Origin of the sequence: Variovorax sp. LjRoot84 (genome assembly GCF_964254305.1) — a bacterium.
Lineage (GTDB): Bacteria > Pseudomonadota > Gammaproteobacteria > Burkholderiales > Burkholderiaceae_C > Variovorax.
In genome coordinates this window covers 4,924,514-4,950,351 of sequence record NZ_CAXUTE020000001.1, presented here as the reverse complement: position 1 = coordinate 4,950,351, position 25,838 = coordinate 4,924,514, and the positions used below count along the sequence as shown (strand labels likewise).

21 protein-coding genes are annotated in these 25,838 nt (G+C 68.6%); 13 read left to right on the top strand and 8 right to left on the bottom strand.

Features of this window, described 5'->3' with window-relative positions; translation table 11 throughout:
* Positions 1–131: 131 nt before the first annotated feature.
* Positions 132–392, top strand: coding sequence for a hypothetical protein (locus ACSQ9I_RS24570; protein WP_436314779.1), 261 nt, complete (start codon positions 132–134; stop codon positions 390–392).
* Positions 393–413: 21 nt separating this feature from the next.
* Here the strand turns inward: ACSQ9I_RS24570 and ACSQ9I_RS24565 are convergent, their stop codons facing one another.
* Positions 414–1,319, bottom strand: a complete 906-nt coding sequence (locus ACSQ9I_RS24565; RefSeq protein WP_436314778.1) for an NmrA family NAD(P)-binding protein — start codon at positions 1,317–1,319, stop codon at positions 414–416.
* Between the two features lie 143 nt (positions 1,320–1,462).
* On the opposite strand from ACSQ9I_RS24565, the gene ACSQ9I_RS24560 reads away from it, so the two are divergent.
* A complete protein-coding gene (locus ACSQ9I_RS24560; protein WP_436314777.1) occupies positions 1,463–2,431 on the top strand; it encodes an AraC family transcriptional regulator in 969 nt (322 codons plus the stop codon).
* A 7-nt stretch (positions 2,432–2,438) separates the two neighbouring features.
* Here ACSQ9I_RS24560 and ACSQ9I_RS24555 read toward each other — a convergent pair whose 3' ends face one another.
* Positions 2,439–3,350, bottom strand: a complete 912-nt coding sequence (locus tag ACSQ9I_RS24555; protein WP_436314776.1) for an SMP-30/gluconolactonase/LRE family protein — start codon at positions 3,348–3,350, stop codon at positions 2,439–2,441.
* Positions 3,351–3,471: 121 nt separating this feature from the next.
* Between ACSQ9I_RS24555 and ACSQ9I_RS24550 the strand changes: the two genes are divergently transcribed.
* Positions 3,472–4,248, top strand: a complete 777-nt coding sequence (locus ACSQ9I_RS24550) for an SDR family NAD(P)-dependent oxidoreductase (protein ID WP_093109691.1) — start codon at positions 3,472–3,474, stop codon at positions 4,246–4,248.
* 423 nt (positions 4,249–4,671) lie between these two features.
* Here ACSQ9I_RS24550 and ACSQ9I_RS24545 read toward each other — a convergent pair whose 3' ends face one another.
* Positions 4,672–5,631: a LysR family transcriptional regulator gene (locus ACSQ9I_RS24545; protein WP_436314775.1), complete on the bottom strand. Its 960-nt coding sequence runs from the start codon at positions 5,629–5,631 to the stop codon at positions 4,672–4,674.
* A gap of 88 nt (positions 5,632–5,719) precedes the next feature.
* Here ACSQ9I_RS24545 and ACSQ9I_RS24540 point away from each other — a divergent pair, with 88 nt between their 5' ends.
* The 10 genes from ACSQ9I_RS24540 to ACSQ9I_RS24495 are packed head-to-tail and all read left to right on the top strand — an operon-like array spanning position 5,720 to position 18,380.
* Entirely contained in the window at positions 5,720–7,171 is a 1,452-nt protein-coding gene (locus ACSQ9I_RS24540; RefSeq protein WP_436314774.1) for an aldehyde dehydrogenase family protein, read from the top strand.
* A gap of 56 nt (positions 7,172–7,227) precedes the next feature.
* Complete coding sequence (locus ACSQ9I_RS24535) at positions 7,228–8,196, top strand: ABC transporter substrate-binding protein (RefSeq protein WP_436293494.1); 969 nt, start codon at positions 7,228–7,230, stop codon at positions 8,194–8,196.
* 24 nt (positions 8,197–8,220) lie between these two features.
* Positions 8,221–9,291, top strand: a complete 1,071-nt coding sequence (gene chvE / locus ACSQ9I_RS24530; RefSeq protein WP_093109687.1) for a multiple monosaccharide ABC transporter substrate-binding protein — start codon at positions 8,221–8,223, stop codon at positions 9,289–9,291.
* Between the two features lie 56 nt (positions 9,292–9,347).
* A complete protein-coding gene (gene mmsA, locus ACSQ9I_RS24525) occupies positions 9,348–10,871 on the top strand; it encodes a multiple monosaccharide ABC transporter ATP-binding protein (RefSeq protein ID WP_436306348.1) in 1,524 nt (507 codons plus the stop codon).
* A complete protein-coding gene (gene mmsB, locus ACSQ9I_RS24520; RefSeq protein WP_436293495.1) occupies positions 10,861–12,066 on the top strand; it encodes a multiple monosaccharide ABC transporter permease in 1,206 nt (401 codons plus the stop codon). The genes mmsA and mmsB overlap by 11 nt, the downstream gene beginning before the upstream one ends.
* Entirely contained in the window at positions 12,063–13,592 is a 1,530-nt protein-coding gene (locus tag ACSQ9I_RS24515) for a sugar ABC transporter ATP-binding protein (RefSeq protein WP_436314773.1), read from the top strand. Before mmsB ends, ACSQ9I_RS24515 begins: the two co-directional genes overlap by 4 nt.
* A complete protein-coding gene (locus tag ACSQ9I_RS24510; protein ID WP_436305317.1) occupies positions 13,589–14,656 on the top strand; it encodes an ABC transporter permease in 1,068 nt (355 codons plus the stop codon). The genes ACSQ9I_RS24515 and ACSQ9I_RS24510 overlap by 4 nt, the downstream gene beginning before the upstream one ends.
* Positions 14,653–15,675 (top strand): galactofuranose ABC transporter, permease protein YjfF, encoded by a 1,023-nt coding sequence (yjfF, locus tag ACSQ9I_RS24505; protein ID WP_436314772.1) that lies wholly within the window; start codon positions 14,653–14,655, stop codon positions 15,673–15,675. The genes ACSQ9I_RS24510 and yjfF overlap by 4 nt, the downstream gene beginning before the upstream one ends.
* A 16-nt stretch (positions 15,676–15,691) precedes the next feature.
* A complete protein-coding gene (locus ACSQ9I_RS24500; protein WP_436293499.1) occupies positions 15,692–17,428 on the top strand; it encodes an IlvD/Edd family dehydratase in 1,737 nt (578 codons plus the stop codon).
* Between the two features lie 22 nt (positions 17,429–17,450).
* Entirely contained in the window at positions 17,451–18,380 is a 930-nt protein-coding gene (locus tag ACSQ9I_RS24495) for a dihydrodipicolinate synthase family protein (protein WP_436305314.1), read from the top strand.
* A gap of 9 nt (positions 18,381–18,389) precedes the next feature.
* Here ACSQ9I_RS24495 and ACSQ9I_RS24490 read toward each other — a convergent pair whose 3' ends face one another.
* From ACSQ9I_RS24490 to ACSQ9I_RS24470, 5 genes are all read right to left on the bottom strand, one after another.
* Entirely contained in the window at positions 18,390–19,904 is a 1,515-nt protein-coding gene (locus tag ACSQ9I_RS24490) for a CHAD domain-containing protein (protein ID WP_436314771.1), read from the bottom strand.
* Between the two features lie 10 nt (positions 19,905–19,914).
* Positions 19,915–20,166, bottom strand: coding sequence for a hypothetical protein (locus ACSQ9I_RS24485; protein WP_126837645.1), 252 nt, complete (start codon positions 20,164–20,166; stop codon positions 19,915–19,917).
* 98 nt (positions 20,167–20,264) lie between these two features.
* Positions 20,265–20,753, bottom strand: coding sequence for a hypothetical protein (locus tag ACSQ9I_RS24480; protein WP_436305312.1), 489 nt, complete (start codon positions 20,751–20,753; stop codon positions 20,265–20,267).
* Between the two features lie 156 nt (positions 20,754–20,909).
* Positions 20,910–23,477 (bottom strand): cyanophycin synthetase, encoded by a 2,568-nt coding sequence (gene cphA / locus ACSQ9I_RS24475; RefSeq protein ID WP_436314770.1) that lies wholly within the window; start codon positions 23,475–23,477, stop codon positions 20,910–20,912.
* Positions 23,478–23,522: 45 nt separating this feature from the next.
* Positions 23,523–25,763: a cyanophycin synthetase gene (locus tag ACSQ9I_RS24470; protein ID WP_436314769.1), complete on the bottom strand. Its 2,241-nt coding sequence runs from the start codon at positions 25,761–25,763 to the stop codon at positions 23,523–23,525.
* Positions 25,764–25,838 lie beyond the last annotated feature (75 nt).

Here is a 25,838-nt window from a genome sequence, read left to right as displayed (position 1 = left end):
CTTCAGGGTGTCGGACAGCAACTCGTTCGTCGGTCCCTGTAAGTCTTTTCGGGAACAGGAGCGGGTGCTGCTCCTACGCCGGCTGGTGGCGGTCTTCGCGAAGTTCGGGAAAACTCTGCAGGAGACGCGCGATGCCCGTCAGCTCTTCCGATCTCAAGCTTCCCGGCCATCACTTCGTGATCGAGAACTCGCAGGGAAAGGTGACGGTTCGCGTCAACAACGAAGCCTTGGTCGCGCTCGGCGCAACGCCCGACGAAGAGAGCCTGTCGGCCACCCTCGAACGCCACATGCCGCGGCTGCGCGCCCTTGCGATGCAACTGGCGGGAGGCAGCCGCTGCAGCGAAATCACCATTCGCAGCGCAGACATCTGGTGGTCTTCCTGGCGACGCTAGCGCAACGAAGAAGCGCCCGGCTTACATTGCCGCGTAGGCGCCGGCGAACTCCTCGGCGAAGTCCTCGAAGCGTGTGGCCGTGGTGTTGGCGGCGTTTCGCCCCGCGCTCGGGCCGACCCGGCCTTCGTTGAAGGCGCGCGTCATCTCGATGTACAGCCCGGCAAAGCTCGGCGACAGACCGGCATCGACCATGGCGCCGGTCATGTCGGCCTCGGAGAGCTGCACATAGGCGAGCTCCCGCTTGCCAATGCGCTCGCCGAGGATGCGTGCCACCTCGGTGTGGCTCAGATCGCGCTGGCCGAGCAGCTCGCGCACGGCGACGCCGCTCCAGTCGCGCGCCAGCAGCGCCTGGGCCGCGACCGCGGCGATGTCATCGGCTGCGATCATGGGCACGGCGATGCCCGCCTCGACGGTGTCCGCCATCAGGCCCGCTTCCTTGATCTGCCCCAGCGCGTCGTAAAAATTCTCGAAGAAGGAGACCGGGCGCAGCAGCAGCAGGTGGACGCCGGCGATCCGCTTCAGCCGCTCTTCCTGCGCATGCAGGCCGGCGATCACGCCCGTGCCTTCGCCCTGGTCCGCGCCCAGGCTGCTGAGCGCGACGACATGGCGCACGCCGCTCGCGCGCAGGGCTTCGGCGATGGCCTCGCCTTCCTGGTCCTGCCGGGCCCGGTAGTCGGGCGCGCGGCGATCGGTGGCCAGCAGCGTGTAGACGGCATCGGCACCGCGAAAGGCCTGCGCGAGAAAAGCCGGGTCGCAGGTGTCGCCCGCCAGCACTTCGGCGCCGGCGCGTTCGAGCGCGGCCAGCTTGGCCGGGTTGCGCCCGAGGGCGCGCACCTTGGCGCCGGCGGCCAGCAGACGCCTGGCAATCTTGCCGCCGGTGTGGCCGGTGGCGCCCATGACGGTGATGGTGGGGATGGTGTTGCTCATGTCCGTTGCTCCTTGGGTTGGGGTTGACATGGCGTCTACTATCGTCGGCGAGAACAGGCTTATCAATGCTCGAAGATCGCTTGTTCGTGCTCATTCGTCCATGCGAGCTGGACGATCGCATCCAGGCTTCGCATACTGCCCGCATGAAGCTCAAAGACGTCCTGGTGCCCGTGGATCCGCTCGGCGAGGCGCTGCACTTCCTGCGGATGAGCGGCATCTTCTATTGCCGCTCCGAGTTCACCGCGCCCTGGGGCTTGACGCTGCCGCCGATGGCGGACAGCCTGATGTTCCATGCCGTGACCTCCGGCCCCTGCTGGCTCGAGGTCGAGGGCAGCGAGCCGCAATTGCTGCAGCCAGGCGATTTCGCGCTGGTGCCGCATGGTGCGGGTCATCGGCTGGTGAGCGAACCGGGCGCCGAGGCGCCCGGGCTTTTCGATCTTCCGCGCGAGCAGCAGAGCGACCGCTACGAGGTGCTGCGGCACGGCGGCGGCGGCGCGGCCACCAGCCTGGTCTGCGGCGCGGTGCGCTTCGATCACCCGGCCGCGCACCGGCTGGCCAAGCTGCTGCCCAGCGTGATCCGCATCGATGCTTCGGCGTCGCCCGAGGCCGACTGGCTCGGCAGCACGCTGCGTTTCATGGCCGCCGAAGCGCGTGCCATGCAGCCGGGCGGCGAAACCATCATCACGCGGCTGGCCGACATCCTCGTGATCCAGGCGATCCGCTCGTGGATGGCGCGCGATCCCGCGGCCCGCACGGGATGGCTGGGCGCGCTGCAGGACCGGCAGATCGGCCGCGCCATCTCGCTCATTCACCGCGATCCCGCGCGGCCGTGGACGGTGGCCTCGCTGGCGGCCGAGGTCGCGATGTCGCGCTCGGCCTTCGCGGCACGCTTCACGGCGCTGGTCGGCGAGCCGGCGATGCATTACGTAGCGCGCTGGCGCATGCATGTCGCGCTGACCCTGCTGCAGGAGAAGAACGCGCGGCCGGTCGAACTCGCGAGCCAGCTCGGCTACCAGTCCGAGGCGGCCTTCAGCCGTTCCTTCAAGCGCTTCATCGGCGTGTCGCCGGGGGCGGCGCGGCGCCAGCGCGACATCGTGCTGCCCGACTTCTGACTTTTGATCAGCCGCCGAACAGCGGCGCCGGCAGGCCGGGACTGTCGATGCGCACCGCGAACAGCGCGCCGGCCTCGGGCTCGGCTTCGCGCTGCGCGGGTGTCAGGCCGCTGGTCGCGCTCGTGATGTAGAGCGTGCACAGGTCCGCATCGCCGAAAGCGCAGTTGGTGATGTGGCTGGTGGGCAGCTTCACGCGGCAGAGTTCTTCGGCGCTGAGCGGGTCGTGGCAGCTCACGCAGGCGCCGCCCCAGTGCGCGATCCAGAGCCGGCCGGCGGCGTCGGTGGTCATGCCGTCGGGCAGGCCGTCGCCGCGCGCGAAACGCAGCCACTGGCGCTTGTTGGCGAGCGTTCCGGCGGCCATGTCGAAGTCGTAGGCGTAGATGCGGCCGGTGACGGTGTCGTTGAAGTACATCGTCCCTCCGCCCTGCGACCAGGTCGGGCCGTTGGTCACGGCGAAGCCCTGGTCGTGGCGGCTGCAGCGGCCGTCGGGGTCGAAGCGGTAGAGCGCACCGGTCGGCGCCTCGCAGGCGAAGTCCATGGTGCCGCCCCAGAAGCGGCCTTCTGCATCGCATTTGCCATCGTTGAAACGGTTGGCGGGCAGTTCCGGCTCGGGCTGGTGCAGGTATTTGGGCGGCACCTCGCTCGCCGCCGGATCGAAGAGCGCGAAGCCGCGGCGCAGCGTGACGATCAGGCCCGGCGTGTTGGCCCGCTCGGCCAGCGCCGAGATCTCCTCGTCGAAATCCCAACTCTTGCGCTCGCCGCCGGCGGGGTCGAAGCGATGCAGCCGGCGCTCGAGGATGTCGACCCAGTAGAGCGCCTGTTCGCGCACCGACCACAGCGTGCCTTCGCCGAGTGTGGCGCCGGCCGGCCAGACGCAGCGGGGGGCTTCGAGGACCGTGGGCGGGGATGTCTTGGTCAAGCTTGTCTCCTGCGGTGTCCCTTGACGCGGCGGATCGTATCAAGGCATATTGATATTAGAAATCAATTATTTTCGTATTGATTGATACGTAAATTGCAATCTCATATCTTGGAGACACCTGATGAATCCCGCCCCCGCACTTTCCACCTATCCGAGCCTGAAGGGAAGGCCGGTTTTCGTCACCGGCGGCGGCAGCGGCATTGGCGCCGCAATGGTGAGCGCCTTCGTCGAACAAGGCGCGCGCGTGGCTTTCGTCGACATCGCCGAGGGCGCGAGCCAGGCGCTCGCGCGGCAACTGGCGGAGGCGGGCCATGCCGCCCCGTGGTGGCGCGTGTGCGACGTGCGCGACGTGGCGGCGCTGCAGTCGTGCATCGCCGAGGCCGCGGCGGCGCTGGGCGATTTCGCGGTGCTGGTCAACAACGTCGCGAGCGACGATCGCCATACGCTGGAATCTGTGACGCCGGCCTACTACGAGGAGCGCATGGCGATCAACGAGCGGCCCGCCTTCTTCGCCATCCAGTCGGTGGTGCCGGGCATGCGGCGCCTGGGCTTCGGCTCGATCGTCAATCTCGGCTCGACCGGCTGGCAGGGCAAGGGCGGCGCCTACCCCTGCTATGCGATCGCGAAGTCGTCGGTCAACGGCCTCACGCGCGGGCTCGCCAGGCCGCTGGGCGAGGACCGCATCCGCATCAACACGGTGTCGCCGGGTTGGGTGATGACCGAGCGCCAGATCAAGCTCTGGCTCGACGCCGAGGGCGAGCGCGAGATCAAGCGCAACCAGTGCCTGCCCGACAAGCTGCAGCCGCAGGACATCGCGCGCATGGTGCTGTTCCTTGCCTCGGACGATGCGGCGATGTGCACGGCGCAGGAGTTCAAGGTGGACGCGGGCTGGGTGTAGGGGTCGTTTAAGTTGCCGCGCTTGCCCCCTGGATGGCGCTCGGCATGCGGTGCGGGCCGGGCTCGTGGGTGTTCGATGGTTGCGTGCGCGTCGAAGGCCCGGTGCCCCCACCCCCGCCCTCCCCCAGTGGGGGAGGGAGCAATACCGCCTGCGCGCGGAAGAGCGGCATTGCATCCTGTCTTGCTCCCTCCCCCTCCGGGGGAGGGTTGGGGGGCGCCGAGCCTGTCCCACGGCGGCGGGCGGTGTGCCCTGGGCCGGCCGTTGAGTCACCGGCGAGCACCGCAGCGCAGGACGGATCAGGGCCGCGCGTGTTAGCGAAGCGAGTTTGCGCGGACCCCGTCCTGCGCGAGGAGCAGCAGCGAAGCCCGAAGGGCCGGTGACGTCGGCCGGCACAGGGCATACCGCCCGCCTCCGCCCCCCGGACTAATCCGCCTCCAGCCGCCGCCCGTACACCGCCAGGCATTGCGCCTTCAACGCCTTCATCATCACCTTGGCCGCCGGAGAGGGCAGCCGGTCGGTGCGCGAGATGAGGCCGAAGGCGTCCATGTGGCAGGGCATGTCGACCGGCAGCACGGCCCCGATGCCGTGCGCGGCGTAGTAGCGGGCCACGTCGGTCGCGAGCACGGCCACCATGTCGCTCTGCTGCAGCATGCGCGTGATGAAGAGCAGTGCCGCGGTCTCGATCACGTTGAGCGGCGGCGCGAGGCCTTCCTCCTGGAACATCAGGTCGAAGCGGTGGCGCAGCACGCTGCCCGCGGGCGGCACGATCCAGCCGGCGGACACCAGGTCGCGCAGGCCGAGGCCGGTCATGCCGAGCAGCGGATGCCCGGGGCGCACGAGTGCGCACACCGGCTCCTCGACCAGCGCCTCGTAGCGCAGGTTCGACTTGTCGTGCTCCGCGAAAAGGCGCGCGACCAGGATGTCGAGCTTGCCCTGCTCGAGCCGTTCGAACAGCACCGGGCTGGTCTCGATATCTAGCGAGATGCGCAGGTTCGGCTGCTCGCGCTTCACGGCCGCCATCGCCGGCGGCAGCAGAACCAGGCCGGGCGAGGTGACCGCGCCGATGCCGACCTGGCCGAAGCTGCCGGCCTTGAGCGCGACGAGCTCGTCGTGCGCCTGGTTGAGGCTCGCCAGCGCTTCGCGCGCGTGGCGGATCATGGTCTCGCCGTACCAGGTCGGCCGCATGCCGCGCGGCAGGCGCTCGAACAGCGAGACCTCCAGCACGTCCTCCAGATCCTTGAGCAGCTTCGAGGCCGCGGGCTGCGTCATGTTGAGCACCTGGGCGGCGCGATGGATGTTGCCTTCCTCGGCCAGGGCCACGAGCAACAGCAGCTGGCGGGTCTTGAGGCGCGCACGGATGAACCAGTGCGTGTAGTTGGTCATGGGGTTTTCCTGAATGCTTCTTCTGATATCGATTCAATCCAAATATTGATTGGAAAGATATTGGTGTGATTCCTAAACTCGCCGCACCTTGAAGCGCAGCCACCTCCAACAGAACGCCAGGCAGTACATCAACGGCCGCTGGGAGACCGGCGTGACCAGCGGCCTGAGCGAAAACCCGTCCGACACGCGCGAGGTGGTCGCCGAGTACGCCCGCGCCGACCGCAGCCAGACCGAATCGGCGATCCGGGCGGCGGTCGATGCCTTCCCGCACTGGAGCCGGACCACGCCGCAGCGCCGCGCCGACGTGCTCGACCAGATCGGCAGCGAGCTGCTGGCGCGCCGCGAAGAGCTCGGCGTGCTGCTGGCGCGCGAGGAAGGCAAGACCCTGGCCGAGGCCATCGCCGAAGCGACGCGCGCGGGCCAGATCTTCAAGTTCTTCGCCGGCGAGGCGCTGCGCGCCGGGGGCGAAACGATGTCCTCGATGCGGCCTGGCGTGCAGGTCGACGTCACGCGCGAGCCCGTGGGGGTGGTCGGGCTGATCGCGCCCTGGAACTTTCCGCTCGCGATTCCCGCCTGGAAGATCGCGCCTGCACTCGCCTGCGGCAACAGCGTGGTGTTCAAGCCGGCCGAACTGGTGCCGGCCTGCGGCTGGGCCTTGAGCGAGATCATCAGCCGCGCGGCGCTGCCGGCCGGCACCTTCAACCTCGTGATGGGCAGCGGCCGCGAGGTCGGCCAGACGATCGTCGACAGCCCCCTGGTCGATGCGATCAGCTTCACCGGCTCGGTCGAGACCGGCGAGCGCATCCTGCGGGCCGCATCGGCGCGCCATGCCAAGGTGCAGCTCGAGATGGGCGGCAAGAATCCGCTCGTGGTGCTGGCCGACGCCGACCTCGAGCTTGCCGTCGACTGCGCGGTGCAGGGCGCCTATTTCTCGACCGGGCAGCGTTGCACCGCGTCGAGCCGGCTGATCGTCGAAGCGCCGGTGCACGATGCCTTCGTCGCGCGCCTGCGCCGCCGCATGGCCGCGCTCCAGGTCGGGCATGCGCTGGAGCGCGGCATCGACATCGGTCCGGTGGTCGACCGCCGCCAGCTCGGGCAGAACATGGCCTCGATCGCGGCCGCGATCGAGGAGGGCGCCGAGCACGTGTGGGGCGGCGAGCTGCTCGAGCGGCCGACCGCCGGCCACTACATGAGCCCGGCGCTCTTCTTGGCCCGGCCCCATCAGCGCGTGGCGCGCGAGGAGATCTTCGGGCCGGTCGCCTGCGTGCTGCGCGCCGACGACTACGAGCATGCGCTGGTGCTGGCCAACGACACGCCCTTCGGCCTTTGCGCCGGCATCTGCACCGGCTCGCTGCAGCGCGCCATGCATTTCAAGCGCCATGCCAAGGTGGGCATGACCATGGTCAACCTGCCGACCGCCGGCGTCGACTACCACGTGCCCTTCGGCGGCCGCAAGGCCTCGAGCTACGGGCCGCGGGAGCAGGGGCGCTACGCGGCCGAGTTCTACACCACGATCAAGACGGGGTACGTGATGGCCTGACGCACGCACCCCGGGGCCTTAAGTTTTTTCACCACGACAACCACAGGAGACAGACCATGAAACTGAACCGTCGCACGCTCACCACCCTTGCTCTCGCAGCCGCGTCGCTGGCTTCGCTGCTGCCGGGCACGGCGCTGGCGCAGAAGAAGATCGTTCTCGGCTTCGCCCAGGTCGGCGCCGAAAGCGAGTGGCGCACCGCCAACACCGAGTCGATCAAGTCGGCCGCCAAGGAGTCCGGCATCGAGCTCAAGTTCTCCGACGGGCAGCAGAAGCAGGAGAACCAGATCAAGGCGATCCGCTCCTACATCGCGCAGAAGGTCGACGTCATCGCGTTCTCGCCGGTGGTCGAGTCGGGCTGGGAGACGGTGCTGCGCGAAGCCAAGGCCGCCAAGATCCCGGTGGTGCTGACCGACCGCTCCGTCAACACCAAGGACGACTCGCTCTACGTCACCTTCATGGGCTCCGACTTCGTCGAGGAAGGCCGCAAGGCCGGGCGCTGGCTGGTCGAGAAGATGAAGGACCAGAAGGGCGAGGTCAACATCGTCGAGCTGCAGGGCACCGTGGGCTCGGCGCCGGCGATCGACCGCAAGAAGGGGTTCGAGGAAATCATCAAGGCCGACCCGAAGTTCAAGATCATCCGCTCGCAGACCGGCGACTTCACGCGCGCCAAGGGCAAGGAAGTGATGGAAGCCTTCCTCAAGGCCGAGGGCAAGAAGATCAACGTGCTCTATGCGCACAACGACGACATGGCGATCGGCGCGATCCAGGCCATCGAGGAAGCGGGCCTGAAGCCGGCCAAGGACATCACGATCATCTCGATCGACGCGGTCAAGGGCGCCTTCGAGGCCATGATGGCCGGCAAGCTCAACGTGTCGGTCGAATGCAGCCCGCTCCTGGGTCCGCAACTGATGACGGCCGTGAAGGACATCAAGGCCGGCAAGACGATTCCGAAGCGCATCGTGACCGAGGAGGGGATCTTCCCGATGGAAGTAGCCAAGACCGAATTCCCCAAGCGCAAATACTGAGCGCACAACGAAGGAGATATCCCAATGAAACGCATTTTTCTCAAGACCCTGCTCGCCGGCGCCGCCATGGGCCTGATCGGCATCACTTCGCTGGCCCAGGCGCAGGACAAGGGCCCGATCGCGATCTCGATGCCGACCAAGTCGTCGGCGCGCTGGATCGCCGACGGCGCCAACATGGTCAAGTACTTCAAGGAGAAGGGCTACAAGACCGATCTCCAGTACGCCGACGACGACATCCCGAACCAGCTCGCGCAGATCGAGAACATGGTGACCAAGGGCTCCAAGGTGCTGGTGATCGCCGCGATCGACGGCAGCACCTTGTCGGACGTGTTGCAGAAGGCGGCCGACAAGGGCGTCAAGGTGATTGCCTACGACCGGCTCATCAAGGGCTCGAAGAACGTCGACTACTACGCGACCTTCGACAACTTCCAGGTCGGCGTGCTGCAGGCGGGCTACATCGAGCAGGCGCTCAAGCTGAAGGAAGGCAAGGGCCCGTACAACATCGAGCTCTTCGGCGGCTCGCCGGACGACAACAACGCCTTCTTCTTCTACAACGGCGCGATGTCGGTGCTGAAGCCCTACATCGACAGCGGCAAGCTGGTGGTGCGCAGCAAGCAGCTGGGCATGGACAAGGTCTCCACGCTGCGCTGGGACGGCGCGGTGGCGCAGGCGCGCATGGACAACCTGCTGTCGGCCTACTACACCAAGGACCGGGTCGATGCGGTGCTGTCGCCCTACGACGGCCTGTCGATCGGCATCATCTCCTCGCTCAAGGGCGTGGGCTACGGCTCGGCCCAGCAGCCGATGCCGGTGGTGACGGGGCAGGATGCCGAAGTGCCCTCGGTCAAGTCGATCCTGCGCAAGGAGCAGACGGCGACCGTGTTCAAGGACACGCGCGAGCTGGCCAAGGTGACGGTGAACATGGTGGACGCGATGCTCGCGGGCAAGACGCCGGAAGTGAACGACACCAAGACCTACAACAACGGCGTCAAGGTCGTGCCCTCCTACCTGCTCAAGCCGATCAGCGTCGACGCATCGAACTGGAAGCAGGCACTGGTCGACAGCGGCTACTACAAGGAAAGCCAGATCAAGTAGTCGCGATGGTGGGGCGGAGGTTCGAAGGAGACAGGGTGAACGATGTGATTCTGGAGATGCGCGGCATCACCAAGACCTTTCCGGGGGTGAACGCGCTGGACAACGTCAACCTCGCGGTGCGCGCGGGCGAGATCCACGCAGTGGTGGGCGAGAACGGCGCGGGCAAGTCGACGCTGATGAAGGTGCTCAGCGGGGTCTATCCCTGCGACTCCTACACCGGCGAGATCCGCTTCGAGGGCGAGCTGCGCCGCTTCCGGGACATTGCCGACAGCGAGAAGCTCGGCATCATCATCATCCACCAGGAGCTCGCGCTGGTGCCGCTGTTGTCGATCGCCGAGAACATCTTTCTCGGCAATGAGACGGCGCGCGGCGGCGTGATCGACTGGTTCGCGGCCTATGCCCAGACGCGCGAGCTGCTGGCCAAGGTCGGCCTCAAGGAGCCGCCGACCGCCCTGATCACCGACCTCGGCGTCGGCAAGCAGCAGCTGGTCGAGATCGCGAAGGCGCTCTCGAAGGAGGTCAAGCTGCTGATCCTCGACGAGCCGACGGCGAGCCTGAACGAGAGCGACAGCGATGCGCTGCTGGCGCTCTTGCTCGGGCTCAAGAAGCAGGGCATCTCCTCGATCCTCATCTCGCACAAGCTCAACGAGATCGCCAAGGTGGCCGATTCGATCACCGTGCTGCGCGACGGCGCCACGGTCGAGACCATGGACTGCCGCACCGCGCCGATCAGCGAGGACCGGATCATCCGCGGCATGGTGGGGCGCGACATGGCGCACCGCTATCCCGAGCGCTCGCCGCGCATCGGCGAGACCGTGTTCGAGGTGCGCGACTGGCGCGTGCACCACGCGCTGCATGCCGAGCGCGAGCAGATCAAGGGCGTCAACCTGCACGTGCGGCGCGGCGAGATCGTCGGCATCGCCGGGCTCATGGGCGCCGGCCGCACCGAGTTCGCGATGAGCGTGTTCGGGCGCGCCTACGGCCAGCGCATCAGCGGCTCGGTTTTCATGCACGGCAAGGAAGTGGACGTTTCCACCATCGGCCGGGCGATCGACCACGGCATCGCCTACGTCACCGAGGACCGCAAGGGCGCGGGCTTGGTGCTGGAAGAAGACATCCGCAAGAACCTGAGCCTGGCCAACCTGGCCGCCGTCTCGGACCGCGGCGTGATCGACGACGGGCGCGAATTCAAGGTGGCGAACGAGTACCGCCGCGCGCTCGGCATCCGCTGCGCCGGCGTCGGCCAGCAGGTGCTCAACCTTTCGGGCGGCAACCAGCAGAAGGTGGTGCTCGCCAAGTGGCTGTTCGCGAAGCCCGAACTGCTGATCCTCGACGAGCCCACGCGCGGCATCGACGTCGGCGCCAAGTATGAGATCTACACCATCATCGACCAGCTCGCGAGCCAGGGCAAAGGCATTCTCATGATTTCTTCCGAACTGCCCGAACTGCTGGGCATGTGCGACCGCATCTATGTGATGAACGAAGGGCGATTCGTCGCCGAGTTTCCTGCCGCCGAGGCTTCGCAGGAAAAGATCATGCGGGCCATCGTGGCCTCGGGGAGCAGCGTCCATGCCGCCTGAAGTCGATACCGTCACGCCGGCGCAGCCCGTCGCGCCGCTCGCGGAGTACGCGGGCTTCCTCAAGAACAACCTGCGCGAATACGGCATGCTGATCTCGCTGGTCGCGATCATGGTGCTGTTCCAGGTGCTGACCGACGGCACGCTGATGCGGCCGCTGAACCTCACCAACCTGCTGCTGCAGAACAGCTACATCGTGATCATGGCGCTCGGCATGCTGCTGGTGATCGTGGCCGGGCACATCGATCTGTCGGTCGGCTCGGTGTGCGGCTTCATCGGCGCGCTGGCCGCGGTGCTGATGGTGGAATATGAATGGCATTTCGTGCCCACCTTCATCGTCTGCCTGCTCGCCGGCGGACTGATCGGCGCATCGCAGGGCTGGTTCGTGGCCTTCTTCCGGATTCCGTCCTTCATCGTCACGCTGGCCGGCATGCTGGTGTTCAAGGGGCTGACGCTGGCGCTACTCGCGGGGCAGTCGGTGGGACCCTTTCCCGAGGCCTTCCAGAAGCTGAGCTCGGGCTTCGTGCCCGACCTGGCGGGCGGCGGCAGCCTGCACCTGAGCTCGCTCGTGCTCGGCGCGCTGGCCGCCGCGGCGCTGGTGTTCTTCAAGCTGCGCGGCCGCGCCAAGCTGGCGCAGCACGGCATGGAGCAGGAGCCCTACGCCTTCTTCCTGGTCAAGAACCTGTTCTTCGCCGCGGTCATCCTGCTGCTGAGCTACCTGCTGGCGACCTACAAGGGCCTGCCGAACGTGCTGATCGTGATGGCGGTGCTGATCGTGGCCTACGACTTCGTGACCAGCCGCACCACGGTCGGCCGCCGCATCTACGCGCTGGGCGGCAACGAGAAGGCGGCGCGGCTGTCGGGCATCAAGACGCAGCGGCTCGCCTTCCTGACCTTCGTCAACATGGGCGTGCTGGCGGCGCTGGCCGGGCTGGTGTTCGCGGCACGGCTCAACACGGCCACGCCGAAGGCGGGGCTCGGCTTCGAGCTCGACGTGATCGCGGCCTGCTTCATCGGCGGCGCTTCGGCCTCGGGCGGCGTCGGCAAGGTGATGGGTGCGGTCATCGGCGCCTTCGTCATGGGCGTGATGAACAACGGCATGTCGATCCTCGGCATCGGCATCGACTACCAGCAGGTGATCAAGGGCCTGGTGCTGCTGGCCGCGGTGTTCGTGGACGTCTACAACAAGAACAAATGAACCCCGCCGCATCGTCCGAGATGCCGGTGCTCGAGCTCACCGGCATCGACAAGCAGTTCAACGGCGTGCCGGCGCTGCGCGGCGTGGCGCTCCGGCTCCGGCCGGGCGAGATCCATGCGCTGATGGGGCAGAACGGCGCGGGCAAGTCGACGCTCATCAAGGTGCTGACCGGCGTGCATGCCGCCGACGCCGGCGAGATGCGGCTCGCGGGGGAGCCGATCCGGCCGGGCTCGCCGCTCGAGGCACAGCGCATGGGCATCAGCACGGTCTACCAGGAAGTCAATCTCTGCCCCAACCTGTCGGTAGCCGAGAACATGTTCTCGGGGCGCTATCCGCGCTGCGGCGCGGCGCAGGGCTTTCGCATCGACTGGGCGAAGGTGAACCGCGATGCGCGCGCGCTGCTGGCGCGGCTGGATGTGGACATCGATGTCTCGCAGCTGCTGTCGAGCTACTCGGTGGCGGTGCAGCAGATGGTGGCGATCGCGCGCGCCCTCGGCCTCTCGTCCCGCGTGCTGATCCTCGACGAGCCGACCTCGAGCCTCGACGACGAGGAAGTGAAGAGCCTGTTCGCGGTGCTGCGACGGCTGCGCAGCGAGGGCCTGGCCATCCTGTTCATCACGCATTTCCTGAACCAGGTCTATGCGGTGTCGGACCGCATCACCGTGCTGCGCAACGGCAGCTGGGTGGGCGAGTGGCGCGCGAGCGAGCTCGGTCCGCAGGCGCTCATTTCCGCCATGGTGGGGCGCGAGTTCGCGGCGCAGGCCGCGGGCCATGCAGAGCTGCCCGCCCTCGAGGAGTTCGCGCCCGCGGTGCTGCAGGCCGAGGGCCTGGGCCAGCGCGGGCAGCTGCAGCCGGTCGACCTCAGCGTGCGTGCGGGCGAGGTGGTGGGGCTGGCCGGCCTGCTGGGCGCCGGCCGTACCGAGCTGGCGCGGCTGCTGTTCGGCCTGGCGAAGCCGGATTGCGGCCGCCTGCGCGTGGATGGCGTCGCCGTCGACCTGACGAGCCCGGCCGATGCGGTGAAGCACGGGCTCGCGCTGTGCCCCGAGGAGCGCAAGACCGACGGCATCGTGGCCGAGCTCTCGCTGCGCGAGAACATCGCGCTGGCGCTGCAGGCGCGGATGGGGCTGCGCCGCACGCTCTCGCGCGCCGAGCAGACGGCGCTGGCGGAGCGCTTCGTCAAGGCGCTGGGCATCAAGACCGCGAGCATCGACACGCCGATCGGCCTGCTGTCGGGCGGCAACCAGCAGAAGGCGGTGCTCGCGCGCTGGCTGGCGACCCGGCCGCGCCTGCTGATCCTCGACGAGCCGACGCGCGGCATCGACGTCGCGGCCAAGCAGGAAATCATGGACGAGATCCTGCGGCTCGCGCGCGAGGGGATGGCGGTGCTGTTCATCTCTTCCGAGATGAACGAGGTGGTGCGCGTGTCGCACCGCATCGCGGTGCTGCGCGAGCGGCGCAAGGTGGGCGAGCTGCCCGCGGGCAGCAGCGAGGACGCGGTCTACGAACTGATCGCGGCGGAATCATGAGCGCATCGTTTCCCGAATCCTTGAGGCGGGTGTTCAGTCACCGCCTCGCATGGCCGGTGGTCACGCTGCTTCTGCTGCTGGCCGTCAACGCGGCCTTCAATCCGAGCTTCCTGCACCTGGAATGGCGCGACGGCCATCTCTACGGCAGCCTGATCGACATCCTCAACCGCGCGGCGCCGCTGGTGCTGGTGTCGCTCGGCATGACGCTGGTGATCGCGACGCGCGGCATCGACATCTCGGTCGGCGCGGTCGTGGCGATCGCAGCGGCGCTGGCGGCCTGGCTGATCGGCGGATCGCTGGTGGTCGCGAACGGCGCCGCCGCGGAGGTCAGCCGCTTCCCGATGTGGCTGGCCATTCTCGTGGCGCTCGGCGCGGCCGCGGCGTGCGGGCTGTGGAACGGCCTCCTGGTGGCGCGCGTCGGCATGCAGCCGATCATCGCGACGCTGATCCTCATGGTGGCGGGGCGCGGCATCGCGCAGCTGATCACGGGTGGCCAGATCATCACGATCTACTACGCCCCCTTCTTCTTCATCGGCAGCGGCTACCTGTTCGGGCTGCCCTTCTCGGTGTACATCGCGGCGCTGGTGCTGGCGGTGGTCTATTTCGGCATCACGCGCAGCGCGCTGGGCCTCTTCATCCAGGCGGTGGGCATCAACCCGAGCGCGGCGCGCGTGGCCGGCGTGCGCGCCCGCCGCATCATCGTCTGCGCCTACATGTTCTGCGGCTTCTGCGCGGGTGTCGCGGGGCTCCTTATCAGCTCCAACGTCAAGAGCGCCGATGGCAACAACGCGGGCCAGCTGCTGGAGCTCGACGCGATCCTGGCGGTCACGCTCGGCGGCACCGCGCTCACGGGCGGCCGCTTCAGCCTGGTCGGCAGCGTGATCGGCGCGCTGATCATCCAGACCCTGACCTATGCCATCTATTCGCTGGGCGTGCCGCCGGAGATCAACCTGGTGGTGAAGGCGGTGGTGGTGTTCGCGGTCATGCTGCTGCAGTCGGCGGAATTCCGCGCCAGCATGCGGCAACTGGTGCGGCGCGCGCCGAGCGGCGAGGTTGCGCGATGAGCGCCGTCGTCTCGCGCCCGCCCGAAGCCGCTGCGCCTGCGGCGGTGCCCAGGCCCCCGCGCACGCGCCTGAACCCCAAGTACCTGCCGCTGGCCGCGACCATCTCGCTCTTCATGCTGATGGCGACGCTGGGCTCGGTGTTCTACGACGGCTTCTTCTCGCCGCAGGTGTTCCTGAACCTGCTGATCGACAACGCCTTCCTGTGCATCGTCGCCGTCGGCATGACCTTCGTGATCCTGTCGGGCGGCATCGACCTGTCGGTGGGATCGGTGATCGCGCTGACCACCATGGTCTCGGCCTCGCTGGTCGAGAAGCATGGATGGAGTCCGGGCGTCGTGATCCCGCTGGCGCTCGTCATGGGCACGCTGTTCGGTGCCGGCATGGGCCTGCTGATCGAGCGCTTCCGGCTCCAGCCTTTCATCGTGACGCTGGCCGGCATGTTCCTCGCACGCGGCCTCTGCTACCTGATCAGCATCGACTCGATCAGCATCACCAACGCGTTCTACTCCGAGGTGTCGCAGTGGCGCATGCCGGTCTGGGGCGAGGCCTCGATCTCGGCGAGCGCCCTGATCGCGCTGGCGGTGGTCGCGCTCGCGGTCTTCGTCGCGCACTACACGCCCTTCGGCCGCACCGTCTACGCGATCGGCGGCAACGAGCAGTCGGCCCTGCTGATGGGGCTGCCGGTGCGCTCCACGGTGATCGGCGTCTATACGCTGTCGGGCTTCTGCTCGGCGCTGGCCGGCGTGGTGTTCACGTTCTACATGCTGTCGGGCTACGGTCTGCACGCGGTCGGGCTCGAGCTGGATGCCATCGCGGCGGTGGTGATCGGCGGCACGCTGCTGACCGGCGGCGTCGGCTACGTCGTCGGCACGCTGTTCGGCGTGCTGATGCTGGGCATCATCCAGACCCTCATCTCCTTCGACGGCACGCTGAGCTCCTGGTGGACGCGCATCGTGGTCGGCGCGCTCCTGTTCGTCTTCTGTCTCCTGCAACGCCTGTTCGCCGCGCGCAGGCCCTAGTCCCGAAAGCCCCCGCATGCCCCAGACCCCCAAGAAACTGCGCTCGACCGAATGGTTCGGTTCGGCCGACAAGAACGGCTTCATGTACCGAAGCTGGATGAAGAACCAGGGCATCCCGGACCACGAGTTCGACGGCCGGCCGATCATCGGCATCTGCAACACCTGGTCGGAGCTGACGCCCTGCAACGCGCACTTCCGCAAGATCGCCGAGCACGTGAAACGCGGCGTGTCGGAAGCGGGCGGATTTCCGGTCGAGTTCCCGGTGTTCTCCAACGGCGAGTCGAACCTGCGCCCGACCGCGATGCTCACGCGCAACCTCGCGAGCATGGACGTGGAGGAGGCGATCCGCGGCAACCCGATCGATGCGGTGGTGCTGCTCACCGGCTGCGACAAGACCACGCCCGCGCTGCTGATGGGCGCGGCGAGCTGCGACATCCCGGCGATCGTGGTCACGGGCGGGCCGATGCTCAACGGCAAGCTGGAAGGCCGCGACATCGGATCCGGCACGGCCGTATGGCGGCTGCACGAGGCGATGAAGGCCGGCGAGATCGACGTGCACCAGTTCCTGTCGGCCGAGGCCGGCATGTCGCGCTCCGCCGGCACCTGCAACACCATGGGCACGGCGTCCACGATGGCCTGTATGGCCGAAGCGCTCGGCACTTCGCTGCCGCACAACGCCGCCATCCCCGCGGTCGACGCGCGCCGCTATGTGCTGGCGCAGATGTCGGGCATGCGGGCGGTCGAGATGGCGCGCGAAGGCCTGACGCTGTCGAAGATCCTCACGCGCGAGGCCTTCGAGAACGCGATCCGCACCAACGCGGCGATCGGCGGCTCGACCAATGCCGTGATCCATCTGAAAGCCATCGCAGGGCGGATGGGCGTGCCGCTCGAACTCGAGGACTGGACGCGCATCGGCCGCGGCACGCCGACGCTGGTCGACCTGATGCCCTCGGGCCGTTTCCTGATGGAGGAGTTCTACTACGCGGGCGGCCTGCCGGCCGTGCTGCGCCGGCTCGGCGAGAACGGCCTGCTGCCGCATCCCGATGCGCTCACGGTCAACGGCAAGTCGCTGTGGGAGAACGTGCGCGATGCGCCCGGCTACGACGACGAGGTGATCCGCCCGCTCGATCGGCCGCTGGTCGAAGACGGCGGCATCTGCATCCTGCGCGGCAACCTGTCGCCGCGCGGCGCGGTGCTGAAGCCTTCGGCCGCCTCGCCGGAACTGCTCAAGCACCGCGGCCGCGCCGTGGTGTTCGAGAACCTGGAGCACTACAAGGAACGCATCGTCGACGAGGCGCTGGAGGTGGACGCGAGCTCCGTGCTGGTGATGAAAAACTGCGGCCCCAAGGGCTATCCCGGCATGGCCGAGGTCGGCAACATGGGCCTGCCGCCCAAGTTGCTGCGCCAGGGCATCAAGGACATGGTGCGCATTTCCGACGCGCGCATGAGCGGCACCGCCTACGGCACCGTGGTGCTGCACGTGGCGCCGGAAGCCGCCGACGGCGGCCCGCTGGCAGCCGTGCGCGACGGCGACTGGATCGAGCTCGACTGCGAGCAGGGCCGCCTGCACCTGGACATCAGCGATGCCGAGCTGGCCGAGCGCCTGCGTGCCGTCGCCGTGCAGGAAGCGCCCGAGAAGGGCGGCGGCTACCGGCGCCTTTACGTCGAGCACGTGCTGCAGGCGGACGAGGGCTGCGACTTCGACTTCCTCGTCGGCTGCCGCGGCGCCGCGGTGCCGCGCCATTCGCATTGATCCATTGAAATCTGGAGCCCGCATGACCTCTTCCAAGCAACGCCGCTACCAGGGCATCTTCCCGGTAGCGCCCACCACCTTCACCGAATCGGGCGAGCTGGACCTCGCGAGCCAGAAGCGCTGTATCGATTTCATGATCGAGTCGGGCTCGGACGGCATCTGCATCCTGGCGAATTTTTCCGAGCAGTTCGTGCTCGCGGACGACGAGCGCGAGCTCCTGACCCGCACCATCCTCGAACACGTGGCCGGGCGCGTGCCGGTGATCGTGACCACCACCCATTTCAGTACCAAGGTCTGCGCCGAGCGCAGCCGTCGTGCGCAGGACATGGGCGCCGCGATGCTGATGGTGATGCCGCCCTACCACGGCGCCACCTTTCGCGTGCCCGAGTCGCAGATCTACGACTTCTATGCGCGGCTGTCCGACGCGGTGGACATCCCGATCATGGTCCAGGACGCGCCGGCCAGCGGCACCGTGCTGTCGGCGCCCTTTCTCGCCTGCATGGCGACGGAGATCGAGCACGTCGCCTACTTCAAGATCGAGACCGCGGGCGCCGCATCGAAGCTGCGCGAACTCATCCGCCTGGGCGGCGACGCAATCGAAGGTCCGTGGGATGGCGAGGAAGCGATCACCTTGATGCCCGATCTCGACGCCGGCGCCACCGGCTCGATGACGGGCGGCGCCTACGCCGACGGCTTGCGGCCGATCATCATGGACCACCTGGCCGGCCGCCGCGAGGCGGCCTTCGCGCGCTACCAGCAATGGCTGCCGCTGATCAACTACGAGAACCGGCAGGCCGGCCTGCTCGCCTGCAAGGCGCTGATGAAGGAGGGCGGGGTGATCAACTGCGAGGCCCCGCGCCATCCCTTGCCGGCGATGCACCCCGACACGCGCGCCGGCCTGATCGAAACGGCGCGGCGCCTCGATCCGCTCGTGCTGCGCTGGGGCCGCTGAGGGCGCGGCTCAGCGCTTCGAGCGCTTCTTCCAGAACGGGTGCACGTCCGCGATCTTGCCGAGCGCGTCGCGGCATTCCAGCGCGCTTGCGGGCTGGCGCGCGGAAAGCCAGCCGACCGCGAACCATGCCCGTCCGTCACGGTTGGCCGCGTCGCGGTAGGCGGCGATGGCCATGGCGGCATCGTTGTGCGTGCCGAGCGCGTCCTGCGCCGGGCGCAGTTCCTTCAGGTAGCGCTTTGCGCCCTGGTCGAACAAGGGCGCGACGAACTCGCCCAGGTAGCGCAGCCGCTTGAGGCGCTTGCGGACCCGGTGTTGTTCCTCGACCTCCAGCGCATCGAAGCGCCGGCCGTCGCGAACCACTTGCCGGTGCAGCTTGGACAGACGAGCGCGCAGCGGCTTGCGGGCCGGAACGCCTGGTTCCAGCTGCTCGCCGGAGGGCTCTTCTTCGGGCAGCGAGGCCTCGATCAGGCTCATCAGCACGAGCTGGAAGGCCGCCGAACGCACCACCTCGGCCGGAGCCGGCGATGAACCCTCCGACGCGCCCTCGTGCCAATCCACCGACGGCCCGCCGACGGCTTCGATCTGCGGCTGCACGGTCTGCTGCAGGTGCTCGCGATCGCGCTGGCGGCCCAGGGCGCGGAATGCGTCCACCAGCGCGGGCTCCCATGCCGGGTCGATCGAAGGCGCGAGCTCGGCCATCTCGCGCAAAGCGGTCCGCAGGCGACGGATGGCGACGCGCAGTTGATGCACGTGCTCGGCATCGGTGCTGCCGGCCGCGACCTCGCTGGCATTGGGCAGGATTTGCGCCAGGCAGCTGTTCAGCACCGCGCGAAAAACCTGCACACCGCTCGGATCGTCGCCCAGCTTCGGCGCTTCGGCCTTGACCGGCTCGCCGTATTCGATGCCCTTGGCCAGCCGCTCTCCGCGCGCCGATTTGGAGACGGTGTCGAGCCACAGGCCGTAGCGCATGCGCCAGCGCCGTGCGAGCTCCAGCATCGACCGCGGGCTGCCGCTCTTCAGCTCGATCTCGAGTTCGCACACCGCGTGCGAATGCTCGCCGGCGCGCACTTCGCCGCGGTCGAAAGCGAGCTCGACCAGCGCATCGCCGGTGCGCATTTCGCGCGTGGTGCGGCGGATATCGGTGAGGTAGAGCGGCACCAGCACGGCATCGGCCGGTTCATGCCCGGCCGCTCGCAAGGCCTTCGCGATCAGCTCGCCGACGGGCGTGCCTTCATGGCGCTCGATGCGCGGAAGGGGCACCTCGCTCGCGCGCTCGGTGCTCAATTCGACGTTGTCCTCGTGGCGCTGCAGGGGCCCATCTGCCGGGGCCTTGGCGGTCTGTACCCAGTTCTTGCCTTCCTTGCGCACGCGCAGCACGAGACGCTGCGCGGCCAGCGCACCGTCGGCAGTGTCGAAATAGCGGGCTTGGAGTTGGGTGCGGCGAGAGCGGCCGCGCGCCACGGCCGCTTCCACGGCGGCCCGATGCTGGGCGTCGACCTGGAACTTGAGTTCGAACTCGGTCACTGCGGGGGCGTCAACCCGGCAGCTCGCTGATCTGCAGCGACAGGTCGAACAGCTTGGACTTGCTGGCGTAGTAGCGGTCGAGCCGCCATTCCTTCAGGATGTCCATGGCCAGCTGGAAGCTCTTGTAGTCGAGGTCGTAGAGCGTGACCAGCTCGAAGCTGCGCTCCGATTCGAGAGCCAGGACGAGCCGGGCCAGAATCTGGGCCGACTCGTTGGCCGGGTCCGTTTCGATGAATCGGCGTGCGACCTTGATGGCGTTCATGGGGGTGGGCTTCGGAGTTGACGGGCCCACGACTATAGCCAGCACCCCCGGGGCCTTTTATGACAGCCGCGTGACAATGTAGGGCTTTGGTCTTCGTCTCAACGAAGCGGGAGTGGCGCCATCGGTGCCGGCGCTGTCATCGGCGCGGGCGCGGTCATCGGCTCCGGCCGGGTCATCGGCGCTGGCGGCGGCGCGGTCATCGGCATCGGCGCCACGATCGGCGTCACGGTTTCGCGGATCACGCCGCCACCCAGCACGCTGCCTTCCATGGTGGTCCTGCCGGTGCCGAGCACGCGCGCCTCGCAGTCGGCCCGGTCGGCCGGCGGCTGCAGGCTGCAGCGTGCCAATGCGTTCTGTTCGTAGTTGATGGGCGCGGCGCTGGTCAATCCGCCTCGCCGCGCCTCGTAGCGTGCCGCTCCGGCTTCTCGAAGACAGGCGGTGCGATCCTGCAGAACGCCGTCGCAGACGGCGCGCTCGCGCATCAGGGTGGCATCGGAGCCGGCTGCCTGGGCCATGGCCGACGAGGCGCCGATCAGGCCGCCCGCGGCGAGCAGGATGGCAAGGCTCGAACGAATGACTGTTTTCATGAATCACTCCTTTCGGGCAGCGCAGTTCGCGCTGCCGGTCAGGCAGTGTGTTGGCGCTCAGCGCCGCAGGCTGTGGGACAGCGAGGCCGCGATCTGGCGCAGGCGCCGCAGCTTCGTGTGGGACAGGTCTGTCACGGCGGCTGCGGCGCCGCGCTTTCAGCCAGCGGCGATGCGCTTCGCCAGGTGAGCGAGCGCTTCCTCAACCTGGTCGACCAGGATCAGCGAGAGGTCGCCCGGCTGGAGCCGATCGAGTGCGGTGTCGATGGCGATGAATTCGCCGCGGATCTCGTCGATGGTGCGGGTGCGCTGCGCGCCTTCGAGCCCCTGCCGCAGCAGCGCCATGACTTCGCCGTCGGCGCGGCCGCGCTGGGCCGCGTCCTGGTAGAGGATCACGTCGTCGAAGGCCTGGCCGAGGATCGCGGTCTGGTCGCGGATGTCGCAGTCGCGGCGGTCGCCGGCGCCGCTGATCACCACCGAGCGCTTCTTCGCCGGCATGGTGTCGACCGCGGCCACCAGCGCGCGCATGGCGTCGGTGTTGTGGCCATAGTCGGCGATCACGGTGGCGCCGCGGTAGTCCATCACGTTGAAGCGGCCCGGCACGCCCGCGGCATCGTTGTTGAAGCTCGCGAGGCCGCTGCGGATGGTGTCCCAGTCCAGGCCCACGGCCCAGGCGGCCGCGACCGAGGCCATCACGTTGTCGACCTGGAAGCCGATGGTGCCGTTGCGCGTGATCTGCACGTCGCGCAGCGCAATGCGCTCGCGCCACGAGCCCTCGGCGGCGACCAGCGTGTCCTGGTCGACGTAGACGGTGCGCTTGCCTTGCGCGCGGTGCGTGGCCATCACCGGATGCTGGCGGTCGGCGGTGAAGAAGATCACGCTTCCGGGGCAGGTGGCGGCCATCGCGGCCACGTTGGGGTCGGCCGCGTTGAGCACTGCATAGCCGCCGGGCGCCACGTTGCGCACGATCACGCGCTTGAGCACCGCGAGGTCTTCGACCGTGGTGATGTAGTTGAGGCCCAGATGGTCGCCGCTGCCGATGTTGGTGACCACCGCCACCTGGCAGCGGTCGAAGCCCAGGCCCTCGCGCAGCACGCCGCCGCGCGCCACTTCGAACACGGCCGCGTCGACGTCCGGGTGCAGCAGCACATTGCGCGCGCTCTTGGGGCCGCTGCAGTCGCCGCTGTCGGTCTGGCGGCCGTCGACGTAGACGCCGTCGGTGTTGGTCATGCCGGTGCGCAGGCCGCTGGATGCGAGCAGGTGATTGATCAGGCGCGCGGTGGTGGTCTTGCCATTGGTGCCGGTCACGGCCACCACCGGGATGCGGCCGTCGTCGCCGTGCGCGAACAGCGTGTCCATCACTGCCTCGCCGACCGCGCGGCCGCGGCCGAAGGACGGCGAGATGTGCATGCGCAGGCCCGGCGCGGCATTGACCTCGACCACGCCGCCGTGCTGCTCCTCGAGCGGGCGCAGCACGTTCTCGCAGACCATGTCGACGCCGCAGATGTGCAGGCCGACCATCTGGGCCGCGTCGACCGCGCGCGCCGCCACTTCGGGATGCACGGTGTCGGTCACGTCGGTGGCGGTGCCGCCGGTCGAGAGGTTGGCGTTGTTGCGCAGCACCACGCGCTGGCCGAGCGCGGGCACGCTGTCGGGCGCGAGGCCCTGCGATTCGAGGCGGCCGATGGCGATGTCGTCGAGCCGGATCTTGGTGAGCGAGGTCGCGTGGCCAACGCCCCGGCGCGGGTCCTGGTTCACCAGCTCAACCAGCTGGCGCACGGTCTGTCTGCCGTCGCCGATCACCTGGGGCGGATCGCGCCGCGCCGCCGCCACCAGCTTGTCGCCCACCACCAGCAGGCGGAAGTCGAAGCCCGGCAGGAATTTCTCGACCATCACTTCGCCGTAGGCTGCAGCCGAGTCGTAGGCGGCGAGCAGCTGCTCGCGCGTCGTGATGTTGACCGTGACGCCCTTGCCCTGGTTGCCGTCCTGCGGCTTCACGACCACCGGCAGGCCGATCTCGTGGGCCGCGGCCCAGCCGTCGTCGGCATCGCTGACCGGGCGGCCCAGCGGCACCGGCACGCCGGCGGCGTTGAGCAGCTGCTTGGTGAGCTCCTTGTCCTGCGCGATCGATTCGGCCACGCCGCTGGTGCTGTCGACCTCGGCGGCCTGGATGCGGCGCTGCTTCGAACCCCAGCCGAACTGCACCAGGCTGCCGCTGGTGAGACGGCGGTAAGGGATGCCGCGCGCCACGGCGGCGTCGACGATCGAGCCGGTGCTCGGGCCCAGGCGTTCGGATTCGTCGAGGTCGCGCAGTTCGGTGATGGCGGCGTGCGCATCGAATTCGGTGCCGGCCTGTGCGGCCGCGATCAGCTGCTCGGCCAGTTCGAGCGCGCGCCGGCCGACCGGTTCTTCGCTGTACTGGAAGGTGACCTGGTAGACGGCTTCCTCCACCGTGCGCGCGGTGTGGCCGAAGTTCACCGCACAGCCCGCCTGCGCCTGCAGCGCCACGGCCGCGTTCTCGAGCACATGCGCCAGCGCGAGCGGCTGGCCGAGCACGATCGGGTGCAGTTCGCCGATGTTCGGGAACAGCGCGCGCAGCCGGGCTTCGAAGCCGGGCAGCCGCCTGATCGCGTTCTCGTCGCCCGTGCAGGTGACGATTGCCTCGATGCAGGTGTGGCGGCTCCAGAGATTGGGCCCGCGCAGGGCGCGGATGCGGGTGACTTCCATGGCGGTGATGCAGTAGGGTGCCGGCGGACCTGAGGGTTGCGCCGGTCAGGCCAGTTGGGGTTCGGGCGAAGGCAGGGTTTGGGACAGCTGCAGCGAGGCGAGCGCCGCCTGCAGATCGGCTTCGAAGGCTTCGACGCCGGCGCCGATCAGGCTCAGCGGAATGCCCAGGGCCCAGGCCGCGGCGACCGCGGCCAGCAGGCTCTCGAGGCCGACGCCCGCATGCGTGGCGCGCCAGATGGTCAGCCGGCCGAGGCCGGGCAGGAAGGACTCGCTGCTGCCGTTGGCCAGCACCACGCGGTCCTGCCGCACCAGCACGGCCTTGCCGCCGGCGCTCTGGTGCTTGGCCAGCGCCTCGGCTTGCGGGTCGACCGAATAGAGGATCACATCGCCATCGCACAGCGGCGCGAGGCCGGCGACGCGCATGTCCGCCGCATTCAGCACCGCAGTGCCTTCGGGCAGCACCACATCGACCTGGGTGCGCAGCACCCTGACCATCTGGTCGCTCTCGGTGATGTCGAACTCCGCCAGGTCTTCGGCGCCATCGAGATCGGTCACGATGCCGACCTCGCAGCGGTCGTAGGCCAGGCCGTCGCGCAGGATGGTCTGGGCGCCGTTCTCGATCACGACTGCCTGCACGGCGCGGTTCACCAGCAGGCGGCGGCCGGCTTCCCAGGTGGCGCTGTCGCGCGCATCGACGCGGCGGCGCTCGAGGAACAGGCCGTCGCGGCAGGCCAGGCCGGTGTGGCGCCCGCCCAGCCCGACGAGCCAGGCGATCAGGCGCGAGAGCACGGCGGTGCCGCGCGAGCCGGCCACGCCGACCACGGGGATGCGGCCCGGCGCGTCGTCGGGAAAGAGGTGGTCGCAGATCGCGCGGCCCACCGGCCGCGGCGAGCCGACGGCCGGCTTCAGGTGCATCAGCAGGCCGGGGCCGGCGTTGACTTCGACGATGGCGCCGCCTTGCTGCGCCAGGGGGCGGCCGATGTCCTGGGCCACCAGGTCGACGCCGGCGATGTCGAGGCCAACCACGCGGGCCGCCAGCACGGCCGCATGCGCGACTTCGGGATGCACATGATCGGTGCAGTCGATGGCCATGTTGCCGTTGCGCTGGATCGTGACGACTCGGCTAGCGGCGGGCACGGCGGCCGCGTCCAGCTCCTGGCGCCTGAGTTCGAGCTGCAGCTTGGCGTCGGTCGCGATGTCGATCACGTCGAGCGGGAATTCTTCTTCGGCGCCGCGCCGCGGATCGCTGTTGAGCTGGCTCTCGATCAGCTGGGCCACGGTCGACGTGCCGTCGCCGGTCACCGTGATGATCTCGCCGCGCGCGGCAGCGACCACCTGGCCGCCGACCACCAGCAGGCGGTGCTCGTGGCCGCGGATGAAGCGCTCGACCATCACGTCGCTGCCCTCGGGCTCGGCGACGGCGAAGGCGGCTTGCACTTCCTCGCGGGTATTCAACTCCAGCGAGACGCCGCGGCCGTGGTTGGCGTCCGAGGGCTTGACCACCACCGGCAGGCCGATGTCTTCGGCGGCTTCCCAGGCTTCCTGCGCGTTGGCCACCACCTGGCCTTCGGGCACCGGCACGCCGCAGCCGGCCAGGAGCGACTTGGTGAGCTCCTTGTCGCTGGCGATCGATTCGCCGATTGCGCTGGTGTAGTCGGTCTCGGCGGTCCAGATGCGCTGCTGGTTGGCGCCGTAGCCGAGCTGCACCAGGTTGCCGCTGTTGAGCCGCATGTGCGGAATGCCGCGGTCGGTGGCGGCGCCGACGATGCAGGCGGTGCTCGGGCCGAGGTAGCAGTCCTCGACCTTGGCCTTGACCGCATCGACCGCGCGCTGCACGCCGGCGGCGTCGAAGGGGTCGTTGTTGATGGCCGCCATCAAGAGGCGGTGGCCCTCGGCCAGGGCGACGCGGGCGACCTGCTCGTCGCGGGCGCGGAACACCATGCGGTAGACGCCGTACTTGGAGGTGCTGCGCGTCTGGCCGAAACCGGTCGGCATGCCGGCCAGGTTGAGCAGCTCGATCACGACGTGCTCCAGCACGTGGCCCGACCAGGTGCCCTCGGTCAGGCGCTGGATGAAGCCGCCGCGCTCGCCGACGCCGCAGTGGTGCTCGATCAGGGCCGGCAGCAGCGTGGTCAGGCGGTCGGTGAAGCCGTCGATCTTGTTGGAGGGGTAGTCCTCGAGCGCGCCGAGGTCGAGCCAGACTTCCAGCACGGGCCGGTAGGTCCAGAGGTTGGGACCGCGCAAATAGTTGACGCGCAGCAGGCGGATGTCGTCGAAACGGGTCATGAGAACGTTCGTTGTGCTTTGGCCGAGCACGGGGCTGACTTCAAGCGCGCCCATGGTCATCGGTCAGAATCGGCG

What these genes read in the sequence shown, in the direction of transcription:
- mmsB (WP_436293495.1), top strand. Translation starts at nt 10,861, where the DNA reads ATGCCGCCTGAAGTCGATACCGTCACGCCGGCGCAGCCCGTCGCGCCG.
- mmsA (WP_436306348.1), top strand. Translation starts at nt 9,348, where the DNA reads ATGCGCGGCATCACCAAGACCTTTCCGGGGGTGAACGCGCTGGACAAC.
- ACSQ9I_RS24500 (WP_436293499.1), top strand. Translation starts at nt 15,692, where the DNA reads ATGCCCCAGACCCCCAAGAAACTGCGCTCGACCGAATGGTTCGGTTCG.
- ACSQ9I_RS24470 (WP_436314769.1), bottom strand. Translation starts at nt 25,763, where the DNA reads ATGACCCGTTTCGACGACATCCGCCTGCTGCGCGTCAACTATTTGCGC.
- ACSQ9I_RS24545 (WP_436314775.1), bottom strand. Translation starts at nt 5,631, where the DNA reads ATGACCAACTACACGCACTGGTTCATCCGTGCGCGCCTCAAGACCCGC.
- ACSQ9I_RS24570 (WP_436314779.1), top strand. Translation starts at nt 132, where the DNA reads ATGCCCGTCAGCTCTTCCGATCTCAAGCTTCCCGGCCATCACTTCGTG.
- ACSQ9I_RS24515 (WP_436314773.1), top strand. Translation starts at nt 12,063, where the DNA reads ATGAACCCCGCCGCATCGTCCGAGATGCCGGTGCTCGAGCTCACCGGC.
- yjfF (WP_436314772.1), top strand. Translation starts at nt 14,653, where the DNA reads ATGAGCGCCGTCGTCTCGCGCCCGCCCGAAGCCGCTGCGCCTGCGGCG.
- ACSQ9I_RS24510 (WP_436305317.1), top strand. Translation starts at nt 13,589, where the DNA reads ATGAGCGCATCGTTTCCCGAATCCTTGAGGCGGGTGTTCAGTCACCGC.
- ACSQ9I_RS24480 (WP_436305312.1), bottom strand. Translation starts at nt 20,753, where the DNA reads ATGAAAACAGTCATTCGTTCGAGCCTTGCCATCCTGCTCGCCGCGGGC.
- ACSQ9I_RS24485 (WP_126837645.1), bottom strand. Translation starts at nt 20,166, where the DNA reads ATGAACGCCATCAAGGTCGCACGCCGATTCATCGAAACGGACCCGGCC.
- ACSQ9I_RS24565 (WP_436314778.1), bottom strand. Translation starts at nt 1,319, where the DNA reads ATGAGCAACACCATCCCCACCATCACCGTCATGGGCGCCACCGGCCAC.
- chvE (WP_093109687.1), top strand. Translation starts at nt 8,221, where the DNA reads ATGAAACGCATTTTTCTCAAGACCCTGCTCGCCGGCGCCGCCATGGGC.
- ACSQ9I_RS24495 (WP_436305314.1), top strand. Translation starts at nt 17,451, where the DNA reads ATGACCTCTTCCAAGCAACGCCGCTACCAGGGCATCTTCCCGGTAGCG.
- ACSQ9I_RS24535 (WP_436293494.1), top strand. Translation starts at nt 7,228, where the DNA reads ATGAAACTGAACCGTCGCACGCTCACCACCCTTGCTCTCGCAGCCGCG.
- ACSQ9I_RS24560 (WP_436314777.1), top strand. Translation starts at nt 1,463, where the DNA reads ATGAAGCTCAAAGACGTCCTGGTGCCCGTGGATCCGCTCGGCGAGGCG.
- ACSQ9I_RS24550 (WP_093109691.1), top strand. Translation starts at nt 3,472, where the DNA reads ATGAATCCCGCCCCCGCACTTTCCACCTATCCGAGCCTGAAGGGAAGG.
- cphA (WP_436314770.1), bottom strand. Translation starts at nt 23,477, where the DNA reads ATGGAAGTCACCCGCATCCGCGCCCTGCGCGGGCCCAATCTCTGGAGC.